The sequence below is a fragment of the Geodermatophilus maliterrae genome, assembly GCF_041018925.1.
Taxonomy (GTDB): domain Bacteria; phylum Actinomycetota; class Actinomycetes; order Mycobacteriales; family Geodermatophilaceae; genus Geodermatophilus; species Geodermatophilus maliterrae.
The window spans coordinates 1-23824 of sequence record NZ_JBFNXQ010000019.1 but is presented as its reverse complement, the minus strand read 5'-3'; the positions used below and the strand labels follow the sequence as shown (position 1 = coordinate 23824).

At 69.3% G+C, this 23824-nt stretch carries 25 protein-coding genes, 2 pseudogenes and 1 other annotated feature; of the genes and pseudogenes, 13 read left to right on the top strand and 14 right to left on the bottom strand.

Going from position 1 to position 23824, the window contains the following annotated elements; translation table 11 throughout:
- Nucleotides 1-592 precede the first annotated feature (592 nt).
- The 4 genes and pseudogenes from ABQ292_RS08355 (at nucleotide 593) to ABQ292_RS08340 (ending at nucleotide 5492) form a co-directional block, all read left to right on the top strand.
- Nucleotides 593-1825: a glycosyltransferase 87 family protein gene (locus ABQ292_RS08355; RefSeq protein ID WP_369205165.1), complete on the top strand. Its 1233-nt coding sequence runs from the start codon at nucleotides 593-595 to the stop codon at nucleotides 1823-1825.
- An 89-nt stretch (nucleotides 1826-1914) separates the two neighbouring features.
- Nucleotides 1915-2190 (top strand): helix-turn-helix domain-containing protein, encoded by a 276-nt coding sequence (locus ABQ292_RS08350; protein ID WP_369205163.1) that lies wholly within the window; start codon nucleotides 1915-1917, stop codon nucleotides 2188-2190.
- A 452-nt stretch (nucleotides 2191-2642) separates the two neighbouring features.
- A complete protein-coding gene (locus ABQ292_RS08345) occupies nucleotides 2643-3917 on the top strand; it encodes a CapA family protein (protein ID WP_369205161.1) in 1275 nt (424 codons plus the stop codon).
- 319 nt (nucleotides 3918-4236) lie between these two features.
- Nucleotides 4237-5492: pseudogene (locus ABQ292_RS08340) on the top strand (IS3 family transposase).
- Nucleotides 4521-4649 (top strand) — a sequence feature (AL1L pseudoknot). (Overlaps the previous pseudogene by 129 nt.)
- Before the next feature lie 36 nt (nucleotides 5493-5528).
- Here the strand turns inward: ABQ292_RS08340 and ABQ292_RS08335 are convergent.
- A pseudogene (locus ABQ292_RS08335) lies at nucleotides 5529-5846 on the bottom strand (transposase); the annotation flags it as partial.
- A gap of 383 nt (nucleotides 5847-6229) precedes the next feature.
- Nucleotides 6230-6550: a GYD domain-containing protein gene (locus ABQ292_RS08330; RefSeq protein ID WP_369205159.1), complete on the bottom strand. Its 321-nt coding sequence runs from the start codon at nucleotides 6548-6550 to the stop codon at nucleotides 6230-6232.
- 950 nt (nucleotides 6551-7500) lie between these two features.
- Between ABQ292_RS08330 and ABQ292_RS08325 the strand changes: the two genes are divergently transcribed.
- Nucleotides 7501-7764, top strand: a complete 264-nt coding sequence (locus ABQ292_RS08325; protein WP_369205226.1) for a histone-like nucleoid-structuring protein Lsr2 — start codon at nucleotides 7501-7503, stop codon at nucleotides 7762-7764.
- Between the two features lie 802 nt (nucleotides 7765-8566).
- Nucleotides 8567-9463: a polysaccharide deacetylase family protein gene (locus tag ABQ292_RS08320; RefSeq protein WP_369205157.1), complete on the top strand. Its 897-nt coding sequence runs from the start codon at nucleotides 8567-8569 to the stop codon at nucleotides 9461-9463.
- 7 nt (nucleotides 9464-9470) lie between these two features.
- On the opposite strand, the gene ABQ292_RS08315 is transcribed toward ABQ292_RS08320, so the two are convergent.
- The 4 genes from ABQ292_RS08315 to ABQ292_RS08300 form a co-directional block, all read right to left on the bottom strand.
- Nucleotides 9471-10529, bottom strand: a complete 1059-nt coding sequence (locus tag ABQ292_RS08315) for a heparan-alpha-glucosaminide N-acetyltransferase domain-containing protein (RefSeq protein WP_369205155.1) — start codon at nucleotides 10527-10529, stop codon at nucleotides 9471-9473.
- 484 nt (nucleotides 10530-11013) lie between these two features.
- Nucleotides 11014-11235, bottom strand: coding sequence for a hypothetical protein (locus ABQ292_RS08310; RefSeq protein ID WP_369205153.1), 222 nt, complete (start codon nucleotides 11233-11235; stop codon nucleotides 11014-11016).
- A gap of 136 nt (nucleotides 11236-11371) precedes the next feature.
- Entirely contained in the window at nucleotides 11372-11554 is a 183-nt protein-coding gene (locus ABQ292_RS08305; RefSeq protein WP_369205151.1) for a hypothetical protein, read from the bottom strand.
- Nucleotides 11555-11704: 150 nt separating this feature from the next.
- The gene (locus ABQ292_RS08300) at nucleotides 11705-11866 is read right to left on the bottom strand and encodes a hypothetical protein (protein ID WP_369205149.1); all 162 of its coding nucleotides are present in this window, start codon (nucleotides 11864-11866) and stop codon (nucleotides 11705-11707) included.
- Nucleotides 11867-12534: 668 nt separating this feature from the next.
- Here ABQ292_RS08300 and ABQ292_RS08295 point away from each other — a divergent pair.
- Nucleotides 12535-12864 carry a hypothetical protein gene (locus ABQ292_RS08295; protein ID WP_369205147.1) on the top strand — a complete coding sequence of 110 codons (330 nt, stop codon included), beginning with the start codon at nucleotides 12535-12537 and terminating at the stop codon, nucleotides 12862-12864.
- Nucleotides 12865-12953: 89 nt separating this feature from the next.
- Nucleotides 12954-13127, top strand: a complete 174-nt coding sequence (locus tag ABQ292_RS08290; protein ID WP_369205145.1) for a hypothetical protein — start codon at nucleotides 12954-12956, stop codon at nucleotides 13125-13127.
- 97 nt (nucleotides 13128-13224) lie between these two features.
- Here ABQ292_RS08290 and ABQ292_RS08285 read toward each other — a convergent pair whose 3' ends face one another.
- The 3 genes from ABQ292_RS08285 to ABQ292_RS08275 all read right to left on the bottom strand — a co-directional run bounded on the left by ABQ292_RS08285 (nucleotide 13225) and on the right by ABQ292_RS08275 (nucleotide 14674).
- Nucleotides 13225-13656, bottom strand: a complete 432-nt coding sequence (locus tag ABQ292_RS08285; protein WP_369205224.1) for an IS3 family transposase — start codon at nucleotides 13654-13656, stop codon at nucleotides 13225-13227.
- Nucleotides 13656-13922 (bottom strand): transposase, encoded by a 267-nt coding sequence (locus ABQ292_RS08280; protein WP_369205143.1) that lies wholly within the window; start codon nucleotides 13920-13922, stop codon nucleotides 13656-13658. The genes ABQ292_RS08285 and ABQ292_RS08280 overlap by 1 nt, the downstream gene beginning before the upstream one ends.
- A gap of 365 nt (nucleotides 13923-14287) precedes the next feature.
- Nucleotides 14288-14674, bottom strand: a complete 387-nt coding sequence (locus ABQ292_RS08275; RefSeq protein ID WP_369205141.1) for a hypothetical protein — start codon at nucleotides 14672-14674, stop codon at nucleotides 14288-14290.
- Nucleotides 14675-14975: 301 nt separating this feature from the next.
- On the opposite strand from ABQ292_RS08275, the gene ABQ292_RS08270 reads away from it, so the two are divergent.
- A complete protein-coding gene (locus tag ABQ292_RS08270; protein ID WP_369205139.1) occupies nucleotides 14976-15257 on the top strand; it encodes a hypothetical protein in 282 nt (93 codons plus the stop codon).
- Nucleotides 15258-15891: 634 nt separating this feature from the next.
- Nucleotides 15892-16050 carry a hypothetical protein gene (locus ABQ292_RS08265; RefSeq protein ID WP_369205137.1) on the top strand — a complete coding sequence of 53 codons (159 nt, stop codon included), beginning with the start codon at nucleotides 15892-15894 and terminating at the stop codon, nucleotides 16048-16050.
- Between the two features lie 145 nt (nucleotides 16051-16195).
- Here the strand turns inward: ABQ292_RS08265 and ABQ292_RS08260 are convergent, their stop codons facing one another.
- Nucleotides 16196-17617 (bottom strand): DUF2252 domain-containing protein, encoded by a 1422-nt coding sequence (locus ABQ292_RS08260; protein WP_369205135.1) that lies wholly within the window; start codon nucleotides 17615-17617, stop codon nucleotides 16196-16198.
- A 411-nt stretch (nucleotides 17618-18028) separates the two neighbouring features.
- Between ABQ292_RS08260 and ABQ292_RS08255 the strand changes: the two genes are divergently transcribed.
- Nucleotides 18029-18226: a hypothetical protein gene (locus ABQ292_RS08255; RefSeq protein WP_369205133.1), complete on the top strand. Its 198-nt coding sequence runs from the start codon at nucleotides 18029-18031 to the stop codon at nucleotides 18224-18226.
- A gap of 120 nt (nucleotides 18227-18346) precedes the next feature.
- Here the strand turns inward: ABQ292_RS08255 and ABQ292_RS08250 are convergent, their stop codons facing one another.
- Nucleotides 18347-19435, bottom strand: a complete 1089-nt coding sequence (locus tag ABQ292_RS08250) for a serine hydrolase domain-containing protein (protein WP_369205131.1) — start codon at nucleotides 19433-19435, stop codon at nucleotides 18347-18349.
- A gap of 794 nt (nucleotides 19436-20229) precedes the next feature.
- On the opposite strand from ABQ292_RS08250, the gene ABQ292_RS08245 reads away from it, so the two are divergent.
- Nucleotides 20230-21039: a transposase family protein gene (locus ABQ292_RS08245; protein ID WP_369205129.1), complete on the top strand. Its 810-nt coding sequence runs from the start codon at nucleotides 20230-20232 to the stop codon at nucleotides 21037-21039.
- A gap of 7 nt (nucleotides 21040-21046) precedes the next feature.
- Here ABQ292_RS08245 and ABQ292_RS08240 read toward each other — a convergent pair whose 3' ends face one another.
- The 3 genes from ABQ292_RS08240 to ABQ292_RS08230 are packed head-to-tail and all read right to left on the bottom strand — an operon-like array spanning nucleotide 21047 to nucleotide 22121.
- Nucleotides 21047-21187: a hypothetical protein gene (locus ABQ292_RS08240; protein WP_369205127.1), complete on the bottom strand. Its 141-nt coding sequence runs from the start codon at nucleotides 21185-21187 to the stop codon at nucleotides 21047-21049.
- Nucleotides 21184-21816 (bottom strand): nitroreductase family protein, encoded by a 633-nt coding sequence (locus tag ABQ292_RS08235; RefSeq protein WP_369205125.1) that lies wholly within the window; start codon nucleotides 21814-21816, stop codon nucleotides 21184-21186. The genes ABQ292_RS08240 and ABQ292_RS08235 overlap by 4 nt, the downstream gene beginning before the upstream one ends.
- The gene (locus tag ABQ292_RS08230) at nucleotides 21786-22121 is read right to left on the bottom strand and encodes a DUF6092 family protein (protein WP_369205123.1); all 336 of its coding nucleotides are present in this window, start codon (nucleotides 22119-22121) and stop codon (nucleotides 21786-21788) included. Before ABQ292_RS08230 ends, ABQ292_RS08235 begins: the two co-directional genes overlap by 31 nt.
- A gap of 660 nt (nucleotides 22122-22781) precedes the next feature.
- Here ABQ292_RS08230 and ABQ292_RS08225 point away from each other — a divergent pair.
- Nucleotides 22782-23669 (top strand): diguanylate cyclase domain-containing protein, encoded by an 888-nt coding sequence (locus ABQ292_RS08225; RefSeq protein ID WP_369205121.1) that lies wholly within the window; start codon nucleotides 22782-22784, stop codon nucleotides 23667-23669.
- Nucleotides 23670-23824 lie beyond the last annotated feature (155 nt).

The window sequence follows — 23824 nt, the reverse complement described above, 5'->3', positions numbered from 1 at the left end:
GCGTGGGTGTCTGTACTGGTCGGCCCGGTCACGGCATCGTGGCCGCACGGCCGCCCGCTTCCTCGGCGGCACGGCGGAAGGGGAGCAGCATGACCCAGCGGCGCATTCGGACGGTGCTGGCGGCTGTTCTCATGACCGGGGCGCTCGGCACCGGCTGGGCGTCCAGCGCACCGTCAGCGGATGGCGGTTCGCCGGTGGCTGGGTGCCGATGGTACGGCGGCTGCCACGCCCGCTGAGTCGCCCGACCGCCCCGGCAACGGCGTCATAGCCGCCTGAGCATGCCCACGCCCATGGAGTTCGAGAACCGACAACTGATCATCGGCGCCTAACCAATCCAGCCCGCCGACTCCACGGAACCCGGGGCGCAACAAAGCGTCCATTGAAGCTGGGGCGATTTACCTGTTGATGGCGTGTTCCTTCGTAAACAATTGTTCGGTCCAGTCGAGGTGGTGGGTCAATGCCCTGCCAATTACGCCAGGTCCGCCTACGCTCCTCGTACCGCATCGTGGGCCAGTCAAGCGCTCCAAAAGGGCGATCCAAGGGTCGAGGACCGGAAGCGCTCGTCGTTGACATGGTCCCGGGAAGGAAGCATGTGAGGATCGGCGCTCCCAACTCTGGGCTTCTTGGGCAGGCACTTGTAGGCGGCATCAGTTTTCTCGGCCTAGCCATTGTCGTACGCGCATTTTCGGCCGAGGCGATCGATTTTGTTGTGTATCGGGCTGGCGGTGCGGCGGTGCTGTTCAGCACTCCACTGTACGATGGACCAGTTTTTCAGGACGTGAGCTTCGTGTACACGCCATTCGCGGCGTTGTTGTTCACTCCCTTCGCATTGCTACCCGCTGTTGTCGCCCAGGCCACTTGGGTTGTGGCCAACTACGCGCTGCTGGTTTTCGTCGCGTGGCGTTCGTGGCAGTCGATCGCCGAGCTGCGCGGACGTGTGCTCATCGCAGCGGTGGTGCTGACCGCCTCAGTAATCATGCTGACGGAGGCGGTACGCACGAACTTTTACGTCGGTCAGATCAATCTTGTGCTGCTTGCACTGGTGGTGGCGGATCTGATGGGGTCGGACGGTCGTCGGACGCGCGGCATCGGAGTTGGCATTGCGGCGGGTATCAAGCTGACACCTCTATTCTTTGTGCTCTACCTGCTCGCCCTGCGGCAATTTCGGGCAGCCGCGGTGGCTGCCGGAACTTTTGCGGGGACGATCCTGATAGGGTTCGCACTGCTGCCCGGCGATTCCATGAAATACTGGTTGAAGGGCGCCTTCGCCGATTCCGGCCGAATCTACGCGGACCTCAGGTCGACACACAACCAGTCGATACGCGGATTGGTGTTGCGCTCCGGTCTCTCGGAGACGGGGGTGCTGTGGGTGTGGGGCACTCTCGCGACCGTGGTCGGAGCCATTGCCCTGATCATCGCGGCGCGGGCGACACGGCGCGGTCAGCGTCTACTGGGTATCACGATGTGCGGGGCGTGCGCCGCGGCGATATCACCATGGTCGTGGGGCCATCACTGGGTGTGGATACTCCCGCTGGCTGTGATAGCCATCCACCGGGTGGTCGTCTCGGCCGGTCGCACTCCGTGGGTGGTGATTTGCTTGCTGCTACCGCTGACGTTTCCCTGGGTGCTTGCACTGGCTGATCCGCCGGACGCCGCGGGCCCTGCGGTGCTGCACTCAGGTCCCGCAGCGCTGTTCATAGGGAACCTGTACGTGTTGATTTTTCTGGCCACCTTGATCATCAGTTCCTGGAATACCCAAGCTGACGCTCCGTTGTCAACCGGAGAGGCCTTTGATGTCAGGCCAACTGAACCGCCCGGGGATTAACGACCATTAACGGCGGGAGTTCCGTAGCCTGCTGACAGCCAGCGCGGCGCGCCCTATCCCAGAACCATGAGGTACGCCCAAGGTGGCGGGTGACCGCTGAGGAGTGCACCCGGCGGGAACGGGTGCGACTGGAAGCCGCGGAGTGGATCGAGGAGGGCGCCACCGACCGAGAGGTGGCGACCCGGTTCCGGGTGACCCGGATGTCGGCCAACCGCTGGCGGCGCGCGCTGGCCGCCGGCGGTCGCCCAGTGCTGGCCTCGAAGGGGCCGGGCGAGTCGCGCTGCGGGCTGAGACCCGCCCAGCTCGACGAGCTGCGGGTGCTCGACGCCGGCTCGGCCGCCTGGGGCTGGGCCGATCAGTGCTGAACCGCCCCGGCATTGATGGAGCCTTTGGGGTGCCCCCGGGCCGGTTCAGGTCGCGGGCCAGCCTGGACAGCGTCAGTGCCCGGGCGAAAGGGGTGCGCTGACCGCGGCTACTCGCGCGTGAGCCGGCGCGGCGGCGCGGACGAAGGCGAGCGGCGGCGCGGTACTGGCCATGGCCAGCCGAAAGTTCGGTGCCCCGCTGCCCAGCAGCGCCAGAACTGCTCAAACCTGCCATCAGGCAGACCCGGCGGAGCTGGCGAGCGGGTCGCTCCGCTGCTGCTGCCGAAGCCCCGCCCTCACGGCCATCCGCACTCCTAACTGCTCGATGTGCGCGTGATGGCCGCGGTGTGGACGTTGGTGCGGTCAGACGAGGCGACCGGCAGCCCTCCTCGGGTGAGGATCCGGCAACAGGCCGTGCTTGCCACGCAGACAGGACGTCCTCGCAGGGGCTGATCATGCAGACCCGGCTCGTCCGGGCGCCGACCTGCTCGACCATTCCGAGCATGCGCGGGGCAGGATGTTCACCGAGACACGCAGACTCGGCGACAAACGCGGCCCGCCGCCTATCGCCGCACGAGGCGCGGTCGGCCTCGAAGAAGCTGCTCCGGCCGCTGCTGACCGTGGTCATCACCTTGCTGACCACCGCATGCTCACCCGGCGGTCCTGCCGTCCCGTCCGCGGGTCAGGGTTCGACGGCTAACACCTCGACCGGTGCGTCCGCCGACCAGGCGACGCCCAGCGCCGGGGCCCGGAAGCCTGAGGATCAGCCCGCGATCGTGGAGGTCAGTGCCGTCGGCGACGTCATCATGGGGGCGACGCCAGAGCTGCCTCCCGACAATGGACGTCACTTGTTCGATGCCGTCGCCGACCGGCTCACCGGAGACGTCGTGCTGGCCAACCTGGACCAGGCCCTCACCGACATCGCGACGTCGACCAAGTGCGGCGCGAACAGCAGTGACTGCTTCGCCTTCCGAACTCCACCGTCGTATGCAGGATGGCTCCGCGAGGCCGGGTTCACCGTCCTCAACCTGGCGAACAACCACTCGCACGACTTCGGTGACGCCGGCCTGCGCGACTCGCAGGCGGCGCTGACGGCGGAGGGTCTGCAGTACACCGGCATGCCCGAACAGGTGACCCTTCAGGACATCGGGTCCCTGCGAGTGGCGATCCTCGGCTTCGCCCCCTACGGCTGGGCCCAGAGCCTGCTCGACATCCCCGCCGCACAGCAGCTCGTCGGGCAGGCCGCCGAGCAGGCCGATGTGGTCTTGGTCACCATCCACGCCGGCGCGGAAGGTGCAGACCAGACCCACGTCCGCCCAGGCCCCGAGATCTTCCTCGGCGAGAACCGAGGGGACGCCATGGCCTTCGCCCGTGCGGTGATCGACGCCGGCGCGGACGCGGTCCTGGGTGCCGGTCCACACGTGCTGCGGGGTATGGAGTGGTACCGCGGACGGCTGATCGCCTACAGCATGGGCAACTTCACCGGCTACCGCACCCTCTCCAACGACGGCCCGGCGGGCATCGGCGGCATCGTCACGCTACGGCTGGCAGCGGATGGGACCTGGCACTCCGGCCAGCTGGTCAGCACCGTGATGGTCGACCCAGGACTCGCCCAGCTCGACCCCGCCCAGCAAGCACTGGGCTTGGTGCGAGACCTGTCCCGCGCCGACTTCGGCGCCTGCGGCGTGGACCTCACCACCACCGGCGAGCTGAGCGCGCCCACCTGCTGACACCCGGGCCCGCCCTCCAGGCGTCGCGGGCTTGTCGACGAGGCGGTGCACGACCCAGCCACGTCTCGGGTGCTCCCAAAGTCCCCTCCTGAATGCTGCAACGCCCTGCCGTCGCGTGCAGGGGACCGCCCCTCGACCTCTACCAGACCCGGGACAACTTGTCCGGATCGTCACCCCGCGATTTGTCACGAATCGATAACGCACCTACCGTGTCTGCGTCCGGCCGGTCGTGTCGTCCTCCACCGGACCCACCCGCCGAGCCAGGCTCTGAACCGCCCCGGGATTGATGGAGGCTTCCAACCACCGAAGGATGGAAGTCATGGCGGCACCGAGGGAGTACCCCGACGAGCTGCGTGAGCGGGCGATCCGCTTCGCGCTCGATCTGGTGCAGGGGCCGGAGAAGCTGAGCGTCAACGCCGCGTGCAAGCGGGTCGGTGAGCAGCTGGGGATCGTGCCGGACTCGCTACGCAACTGGGTGCAGCAGGCGCGCATCGACGCCGGCGGCGCGCCGGGCCTGATGAGTGATGAGCGGGCACGGCTGGCCGAGCTGGAGCGGGAGAACCGGGAGCTGCGCCGGGCGAACGCGATCCTCAAGAGCGCGTCGGCTTTCTTCGCGGCCGAGCTCGACCGGCCCTCTCAGCGCTGATCGGCTTCATCGACCAGCATCGTCAGGAGTTCGGGGTCGAGCCGATCTGCCGCGCCCTCACCGAGGCCGGCGCGAAGATCGCCCCGAGCACCTACTACGCCGCCCGGACCCGACCCCGGTCGGACCGGACGGTCCGCGACGCGCAGCTCAAGGCCGAGATCGTGCGGGTGCACGAGGCCAACCTGGGCGTCTATGGCGCCCGTAAGGTCTGGCGGGCGCTGCACCGGGAGGGCATTCCGGTCGCCCGCTGCCGCGTCGAGCGGCTGATGCGCGAGCTGGGACTGGCCGGCGCGGTCCGCGGCAAGGTCAAGCGCACCACCGTGCCCGCCGCGGTGGCCGCCCGCCCCGGTGACCTGGTCGACCGGACCTTCAGCGCCCCGGCGCCGAACCGGTTGTGGGTGGCCGACCTGACCTACGTGGTGACCTGGTCGGGATTCGTCTACGTCGCCTTCGTCATGGACGTGTTCTCCCGCCGCATCGTCGGCTGGCGCGCCTCCACCTCGCTGCGCACCGACCTGGCCCTCGACGCCCTCGAGCAGGGCTTGTGGACCCGGGCTCGAGAAGAGCGGGACGTGACCGGCCTCGTGCACCACTCCGACCGTGGCGTGCAGTACCTCGCGATTCGCTACACCGAGCGCCTCGACGCAGCCGGCGCCCTCCGCTCGGTGGGCAGCAAGGGCGACAGCTAAGACAACGCCGCCGCCGTGTCCCTCATCGGGCTCTACAAGATCGAGCTGATCCGCCGCCGCGGCCCCTGGCGCGGCCTCGACGACGTCGAGCTGGCCACCCTGGAGTACGTCGACTGGTTCAACCACCGACGTCTTCACAGCGCCTGCGGCGACATCCCACCGGTCGAGTTTGAGGACGCCTACTACCGTTCGATCGCTGGCCTCACTGAGGATCTCCCGGCAGAACCGAGCCTCCACTGAACCTGGGGCGGTTCAGTCGAGGCTGGCCCGGGATCAGTCCAGCTGCCCGCGCTCGCCGAGCTGGTCGAGGACCGCGGTGTGCAGCCGGTCGAAAACGCCCGCCTCGGCCCACTCATGCATCCGGCGCCAGCAGGTCCAGCCCGACCCGTAGCCGAGCTCGCTTAGCAGCTTGGCCCAGCCGATGTCGGTGGAGAGCACAAAGGCGATGCCCTCGAGCACGTCGCGGTCTGAGGTTCGTGGACGTCCCGTCCGGCCGTGGATGGCCGGGCGGCGCGGTGGGATCAGCGGCTCGACCAGCGCCCACAGCTCCCCACTGATCAGCCGCTGCGGCGGGGAAGACGCTGGCGACGACATGCCCGCACTTTCGCCGAGGCATCACCGACCGAGAGAGCCCGATGACCTACTTCCGCAACGTCTCGTAACGCGGGCCGTGTGCGCCGCCGAACCTGGGGGGCAGGGCAGATGGCCCTCACGACGTCGACCTCCTGCACCGAATGTCGCTGGTAGTCCGACCTGTGCCGTTCCGTGCGTCTGGGCGTTGCCGTCTGGATGCGGCCCGGGAGCTACTGCTCACCCGCCACCGGCTCACCGAGCGGCGCGGCTTCGCCGACCTGCTCCCCGACGATCACGGGGTCTGGACGCCAAGTCGTCACCCCTGTCAGGCGTCACGGAGTCGCTCTCCCGTTCCTCCGCCCATGACGGTCACGAGGAACGGGAGTTCCACCACGGGAGAGCGTTCACGAGGTCGGCGGCTGGTAGTTCGGCTGCACCTGGCCCGCCGCGTCGACCTCCTCGGGGGTCATGAGGACGACGGTGCGCACGCTGACAGCGCCACTGCCGTTCACCGCGAGCGCGATGGCGGTCGCCGTCCGGGCATCGGGCAGCTCGACGATCGTGTAGACGTCGTCGGACCCGAACGCGAAGTCGAAGCTCTCCACCCGACCGCCCAGGTCCGAGACCATCGTCTCGATGGCAGCCCGCCGAGCGGTGCCGCCTGCCGCGAGGACCGCCTTCGAGCCTTGCGGTGAGTAGTTGCCGATGAACAGGTAGCGAGGCACGGCGCCTCCTCACTCGGCCCCCGTGCAGGCGCGATGATCCCGCCGGTGACCGCCGGCGCCAACGAGAGCTGCAGCGGCGGAGCGGTCTCCGGCGTGCCGGCAACGGACGGTCAGACCGTTGGCCAGGCGGGGCCGCGCACCCCGAGCTGCCGTCCGTGCCCGACCTCCTCTTGGCGTAGATGTCCCTAGTGTGCGTCCGGACGGTTCCCGGCTCCGCCGCCGCCATTCCCCCTAGGCGCCTTCCGCTTGTGGAGACGTTGCGGGAGTGGGTTGTCGGGCTCCGTCCGTCCCGGGGGGTCCACGTCCCGGCGAGGGCGGGACGACCGGGGGGCCGGGAACGGAAAGCGGCTCCTGTCAAGCCTTCTCTATCTGGTCGTGGACAATTCGACCTAGCTCGTCGTCGGACGGCTCGATGTGAACGATGACCTGCGATGCAATCGGCGCCTTCGCTGCGGGGGCGCATGCAATCCCCACGTGATCAACGCTGGTGACCGCCAATCAGCAGTTGCTCGCTCACGCTAACAGCGTGGGGTTGTTCCCGCGCCGGCGCCTTTAAATGCGGGAACAACTTGAGACTAGCGATCGTCTCCTCGGTTGATTTTGTTGCCATGACCGCTTTCCGCGAAGAAGCAATCAGGCGGACGCCTGCTCTACGGTAGGACGTTCGTCCACTACCAGCCGGGCGGCATCCTGCAAGAACCCGGCGGCAGTGTCGTCGCTCATCGCGAGGGCGTCGAAATCCAGTAGGTCACACTCTGCCTGTTGTGCATCGCTGGCCATCGGCACCCATGCGACACGTGGTCCTCCACCATGAGGCAAGAGGCGATTCAGGCGGCGACTTCATGACCGCGCTTGACACACACGCACTACACGCGGACTGTGAGTCTCATGGCCACAAAGACCGTCGTCACGATGCATGACGACCTGACGGATGAACCTGCCGACACAACCTGAGCTTCGGCCTCGATGGTCGGGACTATGAGATCGACCTGACGGACACCAACGCCGAGGAACTGCATAAGGCGCTGGAAAAGTACATTGAGGCCGGTCGCAAGGTGGGCGGCGTGCGCGGGCGTCGCCGCGGTTCTGGCTCTGTCGGAGACGAGGACCCCAAGGCCGTGCGCGCTTGGGCTACTGCGAAGGGGTACGGGGTCTGCAATCGTGGGCGTGTCCCTGCTGCAGTAGTTGAGGCATACCGAGCGGCCGGCAACTAACCCGTACTGGAAGGGCATCTACGCACGGTGCGGAGCGCTGTCCGCGCCGCCCACCACCGTCACGGTCTCCCTGCACTGGAAGCATCCGAACTTGGCGTCATCAGTTCGGATCTCAGCGTGGTGCTTGGTGCAGACACGTATCCTGTCCTCACCACATCCACAGCTAGTGGTCGCGGTATAGCGGCCGAGGTTACGACAAGTGTGGATCTGGCATCGCGGTCTGGTGTCCGCCTGTTGAACTCGTGCCTTCATCCAGTCTGGGACAGAGACGATCTCGGTAACCACACTGCGGATGCCTCCGCAGGATGGGCAGTCCTTCATGTGCTGGGACTGGGGGCCAGCTCCGCGGCGGCCGCCGCCGTGTTCGGCACAGCGTAGGTGTTGCTCATCGCCGCAGCCGCAGGACACGTGGACGTTCCAGATGGCCGACCTTTCGCACCGGCTGCACCTGAGGGTCTCGGTGGCCATGGGGCAGTGTGCGGGGGTAGTCGTCCGGCGGTCCAGCAGTGTTGCCCGTTGCAGGTCTGCCTCCGGCTCACAAGAGGACCGACGAAGACGAGCGGACGCTGCGTTGGCAACGCGGCCAGCTGATCATTGTGCGCGACCATGGGCAGTGGCAGGAGTGGGTGCCCAGCGTGAATCGCGGGCCGGGCCCGACGTTGGTGCGCGCCTCCGCCGAGGTCGATGCGACCCCCAGCCCCGAGGGGACGACGGTCGTCATCCGGGCCTGCCGCCCCTTCTCACTCTCGCGGCGACCACCGAGGACTTCCCAGTTCCCGGCACGGGGCGCTATCACCTCCCCATGACGACGAGACGAGGATTCCTGCTGGGAGCCGGCGCGGGTGCGGCCGGGGTGGCGGTGGGCGCCGCCGGCGGCGTGCTCGTAGCGGGCGAGGACGACGCGGTGCGGCGCCGGGCGACCGCGCGTGCCGAGCAGCGCTTCCTCGAGGCTGGAGGCGCGGCGGACGAGGGCGAGGGGGTAGCTCGGCTCGGCACCCGCCGGGTGGTCTGGAACGCTACAGTCACCGAGCCGATCGCGGCGATCACCTTCGACGACGGGCCGACGCCGGAGTACACCCCGCGCATCCTCGACGCGCTGGACCGGGCGGGGGTCACCGCGACGTTCAACGTCATGGGCTGGAACGGCACCCACCACCCCGAGGTGCTGCGCGAGGTGGTGGCGGCCGGGCACGAGATCGGCAACCACACCTGGGACCACCGCGACCTGACCACGCTCACCCAGCAGGAGACGCGGGAGGAGCTGGTGCGTTGCAAGGACGAGATCGAGTCACTCCTCGGTCAGCCGTTCACCAGCTTCCGGCCACCGCGCGGCGAGCTGACCGGCTACGCGCTGCGCATCGCCGCCGAGCTCGGTTACGACACCTTCATCTGGTCGGTCACCCGGGGACCGGGAGACAAGAAGGAGGTTCCCGAGATCGGCGACTACATGGGACAGACGGTCGCGGCCGGTGACGTTCTGGGCCTGCACGACGGCATCGGCCGGGGCACGTTCGACCCGCAGGCCGCCTTCGCCGTGGCTCTGGCCCAGCGGCGCGAGCTGGAGGTGGAGGCGTTGCCGTCCGCGCTGCAGCAGATCACCGACCGCGGGATCACCCTGATCAGCGCCAACCGGCTACTCGAGCGCAGCGTGCCCGAGCCGGTCGGGGGCAGCGTCCCGCCGGTGCCGGACGGGAACTGAGCGGGCGTCAGACCCGGACGATCACCCCGCGGCGCAGTAGTGCGGCGCAGACCGCCCAGGTCACCACGACCGACAGCACCGGGTAGAGCCAGGCGGAGACGACCGCGCCGGCCACCGAGGTCACCCAGCCGTCGACCGCCGGCTGGACCGTGTGCGACAGGAGGGCGCGGAAAACGACCTCGGAGAACACGAACGCGACGATCGCATTGAGTCCCAGTACCTCCAACGGCCGGAACGGCCGCACCGCGCCGCGCTCGTCGACCAGCCAGTGCAGCAGGGCCAGCGCCAGCAGCGCGATCCCGCCGGTGACCAGCACGAACGACGGCGACCACAGCCGCTTGTTCAGCGGCACCACTGAGGCGAGCGCCAGCCCGGTGACCAGCAGGACGACACCACCGGCCGTCAGCCGGGTCAGCGCGGCCCGCCCGGCGCCGGACCGCAGCACCCGCCCGGCGAGCACGCCGAGGAAGACGGTGATCGCGCTGCCCAGGAAGCCGTGCGGCGCCTCGACGGAGAACGGGAGGCCGAGCGCGGCGTCGACGGCATGCCCCCACGACCGCTCGGGCTCGGCGCCCATGGTGACAGTGAGGACGCTCAGCGCGGCCAGTACCCCGGCGGCGCCGGGCACCTGCGCCGGGCGGGGCAACCGGAGCAGCAGCCAGCACAGCAGGTAGGCGCCGGCGATGTGGCCGAGCACGCCCACCCCGGCGGTGAGGGACCCGTACTTGGCCGCGACGATCAGCCAACCCAGGACGGCGAGCTTCACCACCCGGGTCAGCGCCGCGCCCGGCCGGTCGGCCCGCCGGGAGAACGGCACTGACACGCCCACAACCAGCAGGAAGACCGGAAAGACGACGTCGGCGAGTTGCAGCCCGTCCCACGCCGCGTGCTCCAGCTGGTCGGGGATCGCGCCGTTGCCGCGGTTGTCGACGAACAACATCCCGACGACGGCGAGGCCACGCAGCACGTCGACCCCACGCACCCGGGGGCGCGCCCGCTCCGGCGGCGCCGGCCGCGCGGACGGCGCGGCGGCCTCCGGGCGGGGTGCCACCGGATGGATCGTCATGCATCCACGCTAGTGCTCCGTAACTGATGTCTGCTGTCTCTCGCCGCGGCGTGGGTCGGTAGCCCTGGCGATGACGGTGCCGGGGTCCTTGGTCCAGGTCAACAGCCGGCAGCGGTCGTTCCAGGCGTCGACGAACCACTCAGTGGCGGCGATGAGGTCGGCGACGGTCGGGAGCTGCCGCGGCGCAGCGTCTAGCGGACGAGGTTCGGGACGAAGACCTCGACCAGGTTGAGTCAGCAGCCTGAGGTCGGCGTGACAGGGCGCGGTGGTCCGCGGAGAGGGCCAGCCTTGTGAGGGAGGCGGTCGACATATGACGTCCGTAAACCTTTCCTCGGCGCCGCTCAGATTATGTTCATGGCGCTGCGCCGGGTCGGCCCCCCTTTTGTCGCATCGGCGCGATCATCGGCGCTGCCTCGTCCTATCCCACTATCAGAACGGCCGAACCACATGAGCAACGCGGAGCGCAAGCCGTTACTGGGAATGGCTACTGAAGTTTCTTCGGGGGCAGGAGGATCCGCACGGTGTCGTCGTGGTCGGTGGTGAGCGCGGGGATCGCCGGAGTAGCGTCGATGGCCCCGGGTGCCTGGTCCGCGGCCAACAGGTGCATCAGCTCACGCGCCAGCTCGTCGGGGTTCCGGTCATGTGCTGCGGCCGTGGCGCGGATGGCGTCGGCTTGGATCGCCGTCAGCTCGTTCAGCACGGGCACGAAAGTCTCTCGGATTGGAGGAGCGTGCGCCAGCACTGCCGGCGCGCTCAGTGGTGGTGCTGAGCGGTCACGCCGCAACCCACTCCGCCGGTGTCGGTGCAGTCGGGAGGGAACGCCGTCGAGGTGTCCTCGTCGGCTATCCGCGGAGGAGGGCATCGCGGGCCTGCTGCCACTCGTCGATGATGGCCGCGAGGCGGGCGGTGGCGTGCTGGTGGATCTGCTCGGGAAGCGCCGGCGGGGAGGCATCGGCGGTGCCCTCGGGGTCGGCGGTCGCGTCGGGCGGCACCGCCCCGTCCTGGGCGCCGGGATCGGTGCTCATGCCGCACATGCTGGCGCCCGCCTGCGTGCGCGGCAATGCGCTCGCTGAGCAGCCCGGTGCCCGTACTCACCGGCCGGGCGTGAGGCGCCACCGTCATCCCGTGCCACCGGTCACGAGCCCCGGCCCGGCCGCGCTCGGCGTGGAGCGTCGCTACTCGCGCTCCTCGACCAGCGGCTGGGACCGCAACACCAAGCGGATGAGCTCATCGAGACCGACGGGCACCAGCCACACCTGGACGGCGGTGCCGCGCTCATCGACTCCGCGGTGAACCCGGCGGGCGCTGTCCCACTCCAGCGGTCCGGCCGTTGCCACGCGCAGCGGTCTTCTCGCCCTGCCGCTCGGCCAGCTCCCCGGCTCCGGTGGCCGACGAGCCATCCCGAGCACCTGCGGCTCGGCTCTCGAGCCGAAGGACGCAGCGACCACGACCACGCTCGCCGCCACGGCGGCGCGCGCTGAGACCGACGAGCGCGGCGCTGGCACGGGTACGGCTTCCTCCGCCCACCGCCCAGCCGCTCAGCCGCTCAGTCGCTCCTGCCTGGATCCTGACCGCGAGCATGCTGGGTGCGGCAAGCCAGCCCGGGCCCGGTCGACGTGCGGGCGAGCAGACCCCCGCCGGCTGCGTCGACCTGGCCGGAGCAGGCGGCGGCCACAGAAGCGAGCCCGAGACGACGGCTGGGCCGACTACGGATGCGGCCGCGATCAGGGCCAGGTCACACTGGTAGCCGATGTCACACGCTGCGTGGTCGACGACCGGTCCGCTCCCACCCTCACCGCTTGCGGCCTTCCCGCGCCGCGAACCTGCAGCGGCCACCCGGCGGCTCCTGCAGTTCCTACCGCCGCCCCGGCCGACCGCCCCGGCCGACCGCCCCGGCCGACCGGCTAGGCCGACCGACCAGGCCGACCAACCCAGCGCCGGCTGCCGGTGCAGCGCCGGCATCGGCTGGTGACCTGTGCACCGGCCAAGAGCTGAGGAGTTCGTCGTGGACCATCCGTCCATCCCGGCCGCGGTCGTCGCCGAAGCGGAGGTGTCCGGCGCGCCGCCGGGGCGCACGGCCCGCCTCATCCTCGATCTGGGCCCCGCCACTGACGAGGCCGCCGCGCTGGCTCGCGGCCTGGCCGGGAGCGTGCTGATCCAGGTCCAGGCGATGCTCACCGATCCGGCCATCGACCTGTCCGCCGACTCGCGCGGTGCGCTGGCCGCACTGGCCGGCGCGCTGGCCGAGCAGACCGACGATCGGGCCACCGTCACCTGGCTGAACACGCCGCTGGCGCGCGCCTGGCGCGCCCATCCGGCCGGGTGGGGGCGGTGAGGGATCCCGGCAGGAGCTGCCACGACGATCCATGGACCGTCGGCGCCGACCACCTGGCGCCGCGGCGCTGGTCCGGCGAGGTCGTGGAGATGCCAGCCGGTCGGCTGCATGCCGTCAGCGACGCCGGCTTGATCCTCGGCCGCGCCCTGTGTCTGGCCCCGGTGACCCTGCTGGACCCGCGCGACTGGCGCTGGCCCGATGACGGCGATGAGGACTGGCCGCTGTGCTGGATCTGCCTCACGCTGACCCACCCGCGGTCCTGACCCGGGATGGCCGGCCGCGCGATCAGCACAGTGAACCGCCCCGGCTGCAGTGGAGGTGGTGTGCCCCGCGTTTCATGGGGTCAGCGGGCTGAATTCGTCAGGCCCCGATGATCCGTTGACGTACACCTTGCCCTTTCGGGTCGGGTGTTCGGTGATGTCGGTGACCCACAGCTGATCGGGCCCTGGAGCGAGCAAAGCGCCGGTCGACCAGGTCGCCGGCGATGGTGTCCGGTCGCACCCGCACCCACCTCGGTCGGCCGGTGACGCCCCTGAGCCCGGCCCGGCGCATGAGCAGCTCCACGGTGCCGTGGGCGACGATCAGCCCACGGCCAAGGGTCAGCTCCGCGTGCACCCGGCGAAAACCATAGGTGCCCTTCGAGGCGGCGTGGATCTCGCGGATGGCGTCGATGAGCAATGCCTGGCGGATGCTGCGGGCCGACGGCGCCCGGGTCCGCCAGTCGTAGAAGCCTGACTCCGACACGTCCAGGACTCGGGCGGTCAGCTGCACCGAGTGGCCCTTGGCGGCCATCACCGCGATGGCCTCGAACCGCCGTTTGGGGGCACCACCTTCCCCAGTAGCTCGCTGGCTCGCCGGTGCACCGCTAGCTTGGCCTCCAGCTGGGCGATCCGCTGCTTGGCCGCCTGCAGCTCCGACGTCTCCGCCGAGGTCAGTCCCGGCTCGAGGCCCTTGTCGATGCGGTCCTGCCGGCGCCAGGTGTAGATCGTCTGATCCGAGATGCCCAGCGCTTTGACCACATCAGCGATTGGGCGCCCGGACTCCACCAGGTCGAGCACCCTGCGAGCTCCCGCCTGTGGTAACCAGTACATGCCCAACACTTCCTTTGTCGCGAACTATCAGCTGAAGCTGCGTCCCTGGCGAGCCATGACCTCGCACATCGGTCATGACTGCCCATCAGGGAGGCAGCTGTCCCGAGTGGGCAGCGCTGGCAGTGGCCACCCGGAAGTGCTGCCGACGCTGCCCGCTTGGTAAGCGCACCGCCCAGGAAAAGGAGGGCATCCGAACGGGGTCATTATGTGGCGGATTTGCGGTGATCGCAGTGGGTCGCTAGAACCACTGTGACGGCAACTCGACGCAATTGCTACTGCAAGTTCGAGACTGTTCATCACTGTCCGCCTGGCGGCTGCAACATTCAGTACGATTAATGCCCACCGCCTGTGGACAAGTCTGTGCCATCGTCCTCACCCAGACACAGCACCCTCAGGAGCCAAAAGGCAATCAGCCGGCCGCTGTTGTCTTCAACGGCTGCGCTGTAGTCGACCCCCTCGCGCGGCGGGTCGTCCTGCAGGACCGCGTCGGCGTGCATCCGCATCCGCGGGTAGCCACCATCAAGCAACAGCTCTCGGGGAGCGGGGGAGTCGCCGATCACCACGTAGGCGGCCTCATCGTCCGCGTCGGCGTACTCCTGCATGAGCACGTGCAGGTAGTTGGCAGCCAACCACCACTCATCGAAGCAGGCAGGCCGGCTGTCGGCCAGGTACCCAGGCGGGTTGTGGCCGACGTGGTAGCGGTCCCGGAGCTGGTCCATAGCACTCAGGCGGCAGCCTCCCGGACGGGTACGACAGTCTCGTCGCGGACAGCACACACGGGAGGCGCGCAAGAGCTAGGTTATTTGATAGTAGAGGGGTGTGTTCCATGCATATGCATGTTGATGAGGTTGGTGCGGGCTGGGGGTCCTGATCAGGCGATATGGAGTGCCAAAGCTTACGGCCGGCTTTCGCCCGTATGGCTGGCCGACCCTCTTATCATGGCATGACACATCGGGTGCACAAACACTCGTTCCTCGAGATATCCACTCAATCCCGGGCGTCTGCTGTATTCTCGCGCAGGTGGAGGAGCATCCCGGCGAAGCGTGCACCGATCCGGTCTTCTGCTTCCATCCGACGCGCGTGGAGATCGACATCCCGCACCTCTGGCTCCAAGCACTGGAACGGTGGATGGAGAAGCACGGCGTCGATGACCGGGATGCAGTCTTCGAGGCGCTGATCCGTTCGCTGACCTACCGGCCCCGCTCGATAGGTCTCCATGACGACCAGCTACGGGGTTGCCACGAGCTCCTGAGTCACCGCGTGAAGCAGCATGAGAAGCGAGGCCAGAACCGCAAGCCGTGAGCGGTACGCAACAAGGCGGGGAGTTGTGCGACGTGGCCGCTTGTCCTGGTCAGTCTGTGGCTCACCACCGGGGAAGCACAGGAGATGTCTGATCTCGCTGGCTGAGGCGCCTTGGGTCTTCGAGCACCACCTCTTCCCCGTGGAGAAGATCAACGAGGCTCTCAACGAAGGCCTTCCCGCGCGCCACGGCGGCTTCACCGACTTCATCGCTGCCCCCGAGCACGCTCCGGTCGCCTCAAGCTGATGGACCCGGCGGGGATGCGTCGTAGACGATGCATCCTCGCCGTACAGCGCAGCGCGGTCGCCCGGGTGATGTGGTCACTGGGCCGGCGCGGGCCCGCATGGTCCCGAATCGCCCATCGGCTGCCTGCCGTGACGGCTGGATCGAGTGGTCGCTCCCCCGAGTGCCCTGTCCGTGCAGCTCCGGACGGCGCTTGTTGGGACGCCTCCGGCACATCCGCTTCGGCGACATCGGGCGCCTGCTCCGCGGGAGGATCACTCAGCACCTGCACGCCCGTGGCGTGGAGAGCACCGTGTGCTACTCCGACCCGAGCTACGCGATCCGCAACGTGCCGGCCCACCCGTACGACAGCGCTACTGCCTCCGCCTGGCCCCAGGCGCGGTGCACGCGGCGATGGCGGGGCGCACGGAGGTCATCGTCGCCCGCCGGTGGTGCTGGTTCGTGCACGTGCCCATGCCGTTGGCGGTCAGCCGCCGCAACCATGTCGACCCGCTGGGCGATCTGTGGATGTCGGTGCTGGAGGCCACCGGGCGACCGGTGCGCTTCGAGTGAGCTGAGTTCCTGATCTGCACCGCACCTGGGACACGACCGGTCCGGGTACGGTGCCGCCGTCCTCGTCCGGGTGGCTGCCGAGATCGATGATCGGCCCCGTGACAAGGCAGGCCCTTACCGGCTGGGTCATGGGTGTCAGTCCGCCTCACACGCCCGGCTCACAGGGGACGGCGCCTCGCGCCACCGCATCGATGAGCCGCTGGTGGTCTTGCTCGGTCTGGTCGGCGTATGCGCGGGCGAACGCGCACAGGGCGCGGTCGACCTTGTCGGACCTGCCCAGGTAGCCGGCGATCATCGAAGCGCCGCTGGTGCGCGCGTGGCCCTTGGCCAGAAGTTGGCCACAGATCCCCGCGTAGTCGGCGAGGGCGCGGGGGTCGATGGCGTCCAGCGCGACGCTGCCCTTCATGTTGCGGAACTGGCGCACGTAGTACTGCCGCCCTCCGACGCTGGCCCAGCCGAGGAGGGGGTCGCTCACGGTCTGCAGTGCCTGCTGGTACTCCACCACCCGCTCGCCCTGGTGGGCGTGCCATGCGGAGTCGCCGTGCACGAACGGCGCGACGACGGAGCGCCGGGCCTGCTTGAGCTGCAGGAACAGCACGTCGTCCGGGTCGGACCCCTCGCACAGCACGACGTATGCCCGCAGCCCCACGCTGCCCACGCCGACCACCTTGTGGGCGATGTCGACGATCGTGTAGCCGCTGAGGATCCGGCGCCAGTGCGGGGCGAGCGTCGTCAGGTAGCCGTCGAGGGCCTCGGCGAGCTCGTCCGCCTCGGCGGCGCCCACCCTGGTGATCAGCGGTGGCTCCTCGACGATGCGCCGGCGTCCCTCGTGCTGCTCGGTGAAGCGGGGCAGTGCCCGGTCACTAGTCCGGGACCGTGCCTTCTTGGCGGCCCGATCCAGCTCTTGGCGCAGCGCCTTGTCGGCGGCGGCGTTCTGGAGCCGGTCGAGGTCCAGGCGCTGGAACGACCGCCACAGCAGCGGCTGGTCCGACAGCTCCCAGAGCTGGCTGCGGTACGAGGCCACGCAGGAGGTCGCGGCGTCGGCGCAGGAGTCCTCGCTCATGCCGTTCTGCCGTCCGGCGACCCAGACGCTCGCGACGAGGCGGCGCAGGTCCCACTCCCAGCTGCCCGGGTGAGCCTCGTCGAAGTCGTTGAGGTCGAGCACGAGTTCCCGCTCGGGGGAGCCGTAGAAGCCGATGTTGCCTACGTGCGCGTCGCCGCAGATGACCGGGGTGATGCCGGTGGCCGGCAGCCGGGCGAAGTCCTCGGCCATCACCACGGCGGCGCCGCGCAGGAAGCCGTACGGCGAGGCGACCATCCGCCCGATCCGTACCGGCACAAGCCAGCTGATCCGGCCAGCATGGGACTCCTCGAGCAGGTCGAGGACGTCGCGCCGGTCGGCAGAGGTGCTCCACTGCGACAGCGACGACCGCGGCACCTGCTGCCGCAGGCTGCGGCCCAGGGCGTACCGCTCTGCGCGGGGGGTGCTCCGGGTGCGCAAGGAGGCGTAGGCCTGCCCATCGGCGCTGGCCAGCGCAGCGGGGGCGTGCGGGCGGACGTCGGTCATTCGACCTCCCCGGCGGGCCCCGTGAGAAACCAGGCGAGCCGTCCGATCCTGGCACGGCCAGCGGTGCCGTGTGTCGCCCCGCGAGTTCGGCGCGTCGGTGACCGCGCGGATCTTCTCGCCGCCGCGCCGGCCTTGGAGTCGGCAGTCCTCCAGCGAGCGGAAGGTCCAGCGCGGTGGGTCAGGCGCTGCGGCGGTACAAGACAGATGTGGTCTGCCTGTTGAGGATCGCGTCAACGTAGCCCCCGTGGTGGCGGCTGGTCGGCGTCCGCGGCCTAGGTGAGGACGTCGGCGCCCGACCGGGCGGCTGGCCGGCGACGGCTTGCTGCCGGTGGCCTGGCTGCTGGCTGGGTGGCCTCCGCAGGCTGTTGAGCCCACCGACTACTGGCTCGCCGATCTGCCCGAGACCGCCCGTTGCCCGAGCTGGTCGGGCAGGCCGAGAGCCGTTGGCAGATCGAACAGGACTACCGCGAGCTCAGGACCGGCCTGGGCCTGGACTACTTCAAAGGCCGCGCCTTCGCCGGCTGGCACCGCCACGTCATCCTGGTCAGCGCCGCTCAGCTGTTCATCACCCTGCTGCGGACCGGCCCAGAAGCGCCCGTCTCGGTCTGAGTTCCCACGCCGTCCTGCGTGAGCTGCAGGCCCTGCTGGCCGCCTGGACCGGCATCTGCACCGTCTGCGGCAGCGAGCGCATCGACACCCGACCACGAGCGCCGACCTAAGGAAGCACTACTAGCGGGTCGGGGGCGGATCGTTCGGTGCCATCAGGGCTCCTATCGAGCGGAAGATGGTGTCGGAGGCGTTCGAGTAGTTGCCCTGGGCATCGAATGCGCCGGGAAGATAGGTCACAACCACCGCGATGGCGATCTCCTCGGACGGAAGGTATGCCTCTGTCGCGCCGTAGCCGCTCAGCAGCGGGTTCTGCACGAGCCACGATCCGGAGCGCACGACGCCGAGTCCGTAGTTGTACCCATTGACCTGCTGGCCGCAGCTGGGGGCGCAGGCGGGGTCGGGGTGTCCGAAGCCCAGCAGATTCGGATCGGTCATGGCGTGGTAGCTGGACTCCGACAGCAGCGAGCCGGTGCCCACCGCCACTGCGGTGGCGGCCATGTCGTCGATGGTCGTCGTCTGGTTGGCTCCGATGGGAGTTCCCCATTGGGTGTTCCAGAACGTCGCCTCTTCATAGAAGGCGGTCGTCGGCGGAATCCCGAGCGCTGCACGGCGCTCGGAGCTGTAGGAGTGCAGAACCGGGCTGGGAATGTCAGAGGTCTGCGTCTGCACGGTGTGGGTCAGCCCCATCGGGCCGAGCACCCTCTCGCTCAGGAGCACATCCAGCGGCTTACCGCCGATCTGGGCGAGGATCTCACCGAGGATCAGGAAGTTGGTGTGCGCGTAGCTCCAGTTCGTTCCGGGAGGAAAGTGCATGGGGCGGGAGAACGCGTAGTCCAGCCGCTCCTGGACCGTCCAGATGTGGAACGGGTCTGCGTTCCAGGCGGCCTCCCACGCCGGATCGGCCTCGTAGTCGGGGTAACCCGAGGTCTGGTTGGCCAGCATCTTCAGCGTGACCTGGTCCGCCGCGGGCAACTCCGGCATCCAGCGGTCGATCGTGTCGTCGAGCGTGACCTCGTGCTCATCGACGAACTGCAGGAGCAGCGTGCCCAGGTAGGAGAAGGCGACGGCGCCGTTGCGAAAGTGCATGTCGGTGGTCGCCGGCACCCCCTCCATCGACGTGCCGAACGCCTGTCTCGTCACGACCTGATCGCCCTGAGTGACCTTGACGATGACCGCGCGCAGGTGCCCGTCGGCCATCGCGCTCTGCACGATGTCCGCGATGGCTGCCGCCGACGACGGGGGCGGGGGGACGGTCGGGGTTGCCGGTCCAGCTGATGCCACCGTCGACAAGCCGAGCGACAGCGCCGCCAGGACGCATCCCACCACGGGAACGCGCTGACCCCAACCGACCCCGCGCCTGTTCCTGCGCATCCTCACGAGACCCTCTTTCCCGGCTCGATACCACCCGGCGTGGTAGCCGACCCTGAGCGAGATGGGCGGCCAGTGTTCCACTCGACGCCGCCGTGCAGCAGAGGTCTGAGCCGGATGATCGTCGAAGCTGTCGGACGTGGCCGAAAGTAGGGGGCGATCGGCTCCCACAGCCCGTCGGGCACGGATTCTTCGATCACTCACCAGGGCCTCGACGGGGCTGGCCACCGCGCACGGAGGGCGCACCGAGCTCATGGTGACACGGTCGCGATTTGCAACGGCACGTCGTTTCTGGTGCTGGTGACTTCGCACCTTCTATTGTGTCATGACGCTCTCAGCGCCGTGTCGCCCCGCGGATTGTGCGATCAGGCCGAACCGGAGGACAAGTGCCGTTGCAATACTGAAGCTGCAGCCAGGTCTGCTGCGCAAACCTGGCGAATGATGCCCTCGCGGAAGCGCTCGGCCACTCGTCCCAGACACTGAGGTGTTCTCAACGGATTGGCGGCTGACGCCGCCCTACGGCACTGAAGCAGCAGCTCGCCGGCGCGGGAGGTGTGTCGCAGCATGAGACGCGGGGCCCTGCGACTCAGGATCGGTTCTGCCTAAGGAATCGACCACAAGCGCGAGGACCCCGCGTGATCACCTACTCTGCCACGCTCGACGTTCCCGCCGACACCACCACGCTGCTGACCGACCTGCTCATCGCCGAACGTCGCCGCCGCGGCACCGGCATCGGTGCCCGCGCCACCACAGCCCGCACCCAGGCCATCCTGGTGCTGCGCTGGTTTCGGGAGGACACCGGCATGCCCACCCTGGCCCGCGACACCGGCATCTCGCCGGCCACCGGCTACCGCTACCTGCACGAAGGCATCGACGTACTCGCCGATCGAGCCCCCGACCTGCACTCCGCGCTCGAGCAGGGCAAAGCCGCCGGCTGGAGCCACGTCGTCCTCGACGGCACGCTCATCCGTACCGACCGCTGCCGGGTGAACAACCCCGAGTCCGGCCACGACCTGTGGTACTCGGGCAAGCACCGCGCCCACGGCGGCATCGTGCAGGTCATCTGCGACCCGGACGGCTTCCCGGTCGCGGTCTCCGATGTCCAGCCCGGCTCGATGCACGACCTCGCCGCCGCCCGGGCCACCGGCTTCCTCGGCGCGCTGCACGCCGCGGCCGCCCTCCTCGGGCTGCCCGCGCTGGCCGACAAGGGCTACGACGGAGCCGGGATCGGCGTGCACACGCCGGCCAAGGGCGCCCACCTGGCTCCCAGCACGGCCTGCCGCAACCGGCTGCTGACCCGGCTGCGCGCCGAAGGCGAGCGCGGCATCGCGCTGCTGAAGACCCGATGGAGGGCGCTACACCGTATTCGGCTGTGTCCTCAGCGAATCGGCGCCATCGTCGCGGCCGCACTTGTTCTGACCAGCGCCGAGCGGCCAATCCGTTGAGAAAACCTCACTCCCTGGCCCTGAAAGTGAGCACCTCCCGCAGGTTCGGAGCACTTCGTCTGTGGTCGACCGGCGCCCCGAACACGTTGTCGCCGCTGAGCTCCGCGAGTCGGTCGGCCAGGTGGTCGGCGACGGTGAACGCCGTCATGGGTCGCTCCCCGGGGGCTCGGGTGCGTCCGCGCCGGGGCGGCGGTCGGGCGGAACCCATGTGGTGAGGTCGCGCCAGGTCAGGTGGGGCCGGCCGCGGATCGGTGCCGGGCCGCCGGGCCGCGGGTGGCCGAGGCACACGACGAGTTCGGGGACCCAGCTCTCAGGCAGGCGGAGGGCGACGGCAACCGCGGCGCGACTGAACGAGGTCACCGGCCCGGCCCCGATGCCGATCGCGTGCGCGGCCAGCATGAGAGTCGCCGCCGCCGTGCCGACGTCGATGCGGGGGCCGGGCGCGTCTGGCGGGAAGCCGTAGCTGGCCGCGAGAGCGTGGTCGGTGCAGATGGTGATGGCGGCGGTCGGGTGCTGGAGCATTCCCGGCGACACCGCGCGCAACACCCGCAACGTCGCGGGGTCGTCGGTGGCGACGAAACGCTGTAGATGCCGGTTGCCGGCGGTGGGTGCCCAGCGGGCGGCGTCGAGGATGGTCTCCAGCGTTTGGCGCTCCACCGGCTCCGCCGTCATCGCACGCACCACCCGGCGGCTGCGGATCGCCGCGAGCACGGCCGCGCCGCGCTCCGCGTCCGCGCCGACGCCGGTCACGCCGGCCCCGCCCGGTCCGGTGCCCACCGGGCGCTCAGGTGGGCGGCGAGTGACCGACACAGCTCGTCGAGGCGCGTGACGTATTCCTCTCGTCCGGTGCGGGGCACGGCCAGCTCGGGGACCTGGTCGAGCTCGTCGTGGACGAAGGCGGCGGTCGCTCTCGAGGAGCGCGGCGCGATCTGTTCGGCGAGCCGGTGAGCGGCGGTGAGCAGCCGCATCGGGCCGTACTCCGCCGCCTCGTCCACTTGCGTGCGGGCGGCGGTGATCAGATAGGCCAGCAGTTCAACCGCCTCGTCCTCGTCGAGGACCCAGACGGGGGCAGTGGTCGGCATGGCGGCTCCTCACTGCCGGGGATCTTGCCAGCGGATTCGGCCGAGGTGTCCCGTCCCGGACGCGGCTCGGACACCTCGACCGGACCGAGCCACCAGTGCCCTGTCAGATGCCACGAGGATGAAGCTCGAGCCTGCGCACCAGGCCAAGTGATGGCCAACTCGTGCAGAGAGTCCTGAAGGTATGGGGCTGAGGTCAACTCCCGCCACCTGTCCAGGGCGGACTCGATCACCTGGTCGTGCCGGCTGGTAGAGCCTTCGGTGGGCGGTCCAGCTAGGCAGGTCGTGGGCCCGTTCCTGGCTGGAGACCAGTCCGGCGACCGCGCGCAGGATGGTGTCCAGGTGATCCCGTCGGCCGAGGTGACGCGACAGGGCCCGCCAGTGCTTGAGCTGGCTGATGCCGTGCTCCGTGCGGATCCGTTTGGCCGGGTGAGCCTTGCGTTCGGCCGCGTGTGCCGCGGCGAGGGCGGGTAGGGCCGGCAGCTGGTCCTTCCGTCGGACTGGGCGCGCGGTGATGACTGAAGTGACCCCGTCAGGCGGGCGTCCGTCCCCATGGGGTTGCTACACCTTCTCGCTCGCAGGGCCGGTTCGGAACAGTTCGTGCAGTCCCGGGCGCCAATCCCGGCGTCCATCCCGCAAGATGTGCCTCATTCCTGGAGGTGGGTGCTGGACGAGGCGACGCGCGGGCTCCCCCCGGCGGACCGGCGCAGCGCGTTCACCAACGCGCCGATGGGGATCGCCCTCACTACGCCCGCCGGGGTCCTGGTCGATGCCAACCCCGCGCTGTGCCGGATGCTCAGCATGACCGCCGAGGTGTTGCACGGCCAATCAGTGCTGGACCTGGTGCACCCCGCCGGCCGAGCGGGAGCCAGTCAGGCGCACGCGACGCTACTGGCCGATCACAGCCAGCCGATGCGCCACGAGACCAGGCTGGTACACGCCGACGGGGAGATCGCCGTGCAGGTGACCGCCTCCTGGGTGGACGGCACCTCGGCGGGCGAGCCGCCTCACCTGGTCATGATCGTCGAGGACATCACCGACCGAAAAGCCCTCGAGGCGCGCCTGCTGCACCGCTCGCTGCACGACCCACTGACCGGACTTCCCAACCGGTTGCTGTTTCACGACCGGCTGCAGCACGCCCTGGAGCGCGGATCGCGTGAACACACCCCGACATCCGTGCTGATCATCGACCTCGATGACTTCAAGACCATCAACGACACACTCGGTCACCCCACCGGCGACCTCGTGCTCGTCGCCTTCGCCGAGCGCCTGCAGACGGTGCTGCGCGCCAGCGACACCGCAGCACGACTGGGTGGCGACGAGTTCGGCGTGGTGTGCGAGCACACCGACCGAGCTCACGCCGAACTCCTGGTCGGGCGGCTGCGCGACGCTCTGCAGGACCCGTTGGTCATCGAGGAGACCACGATCTGTCTGACCATGAGCATCGGAATCGGCCTTGCCGAAGGCGGCGCCGATCCCGCCCATGCCCACCCGCAGGTAGTTCGGGAAGCCGACGCCGCCATGTACGCCACCAAGCGACTCCAGCGCTGACCCGCACGGCGGTTTGGCGGTCACGTCGGATGGGACCGACTTACCTACCCGCCCTTGTGGAGGGCGACGGTCGGGCGGTGGGCACTCGGCGGACGACGCCGCGGTAAGCGCATCGCATGCCGCAGGGTTCGAGGATTTAAGGCATGCATCTTTAC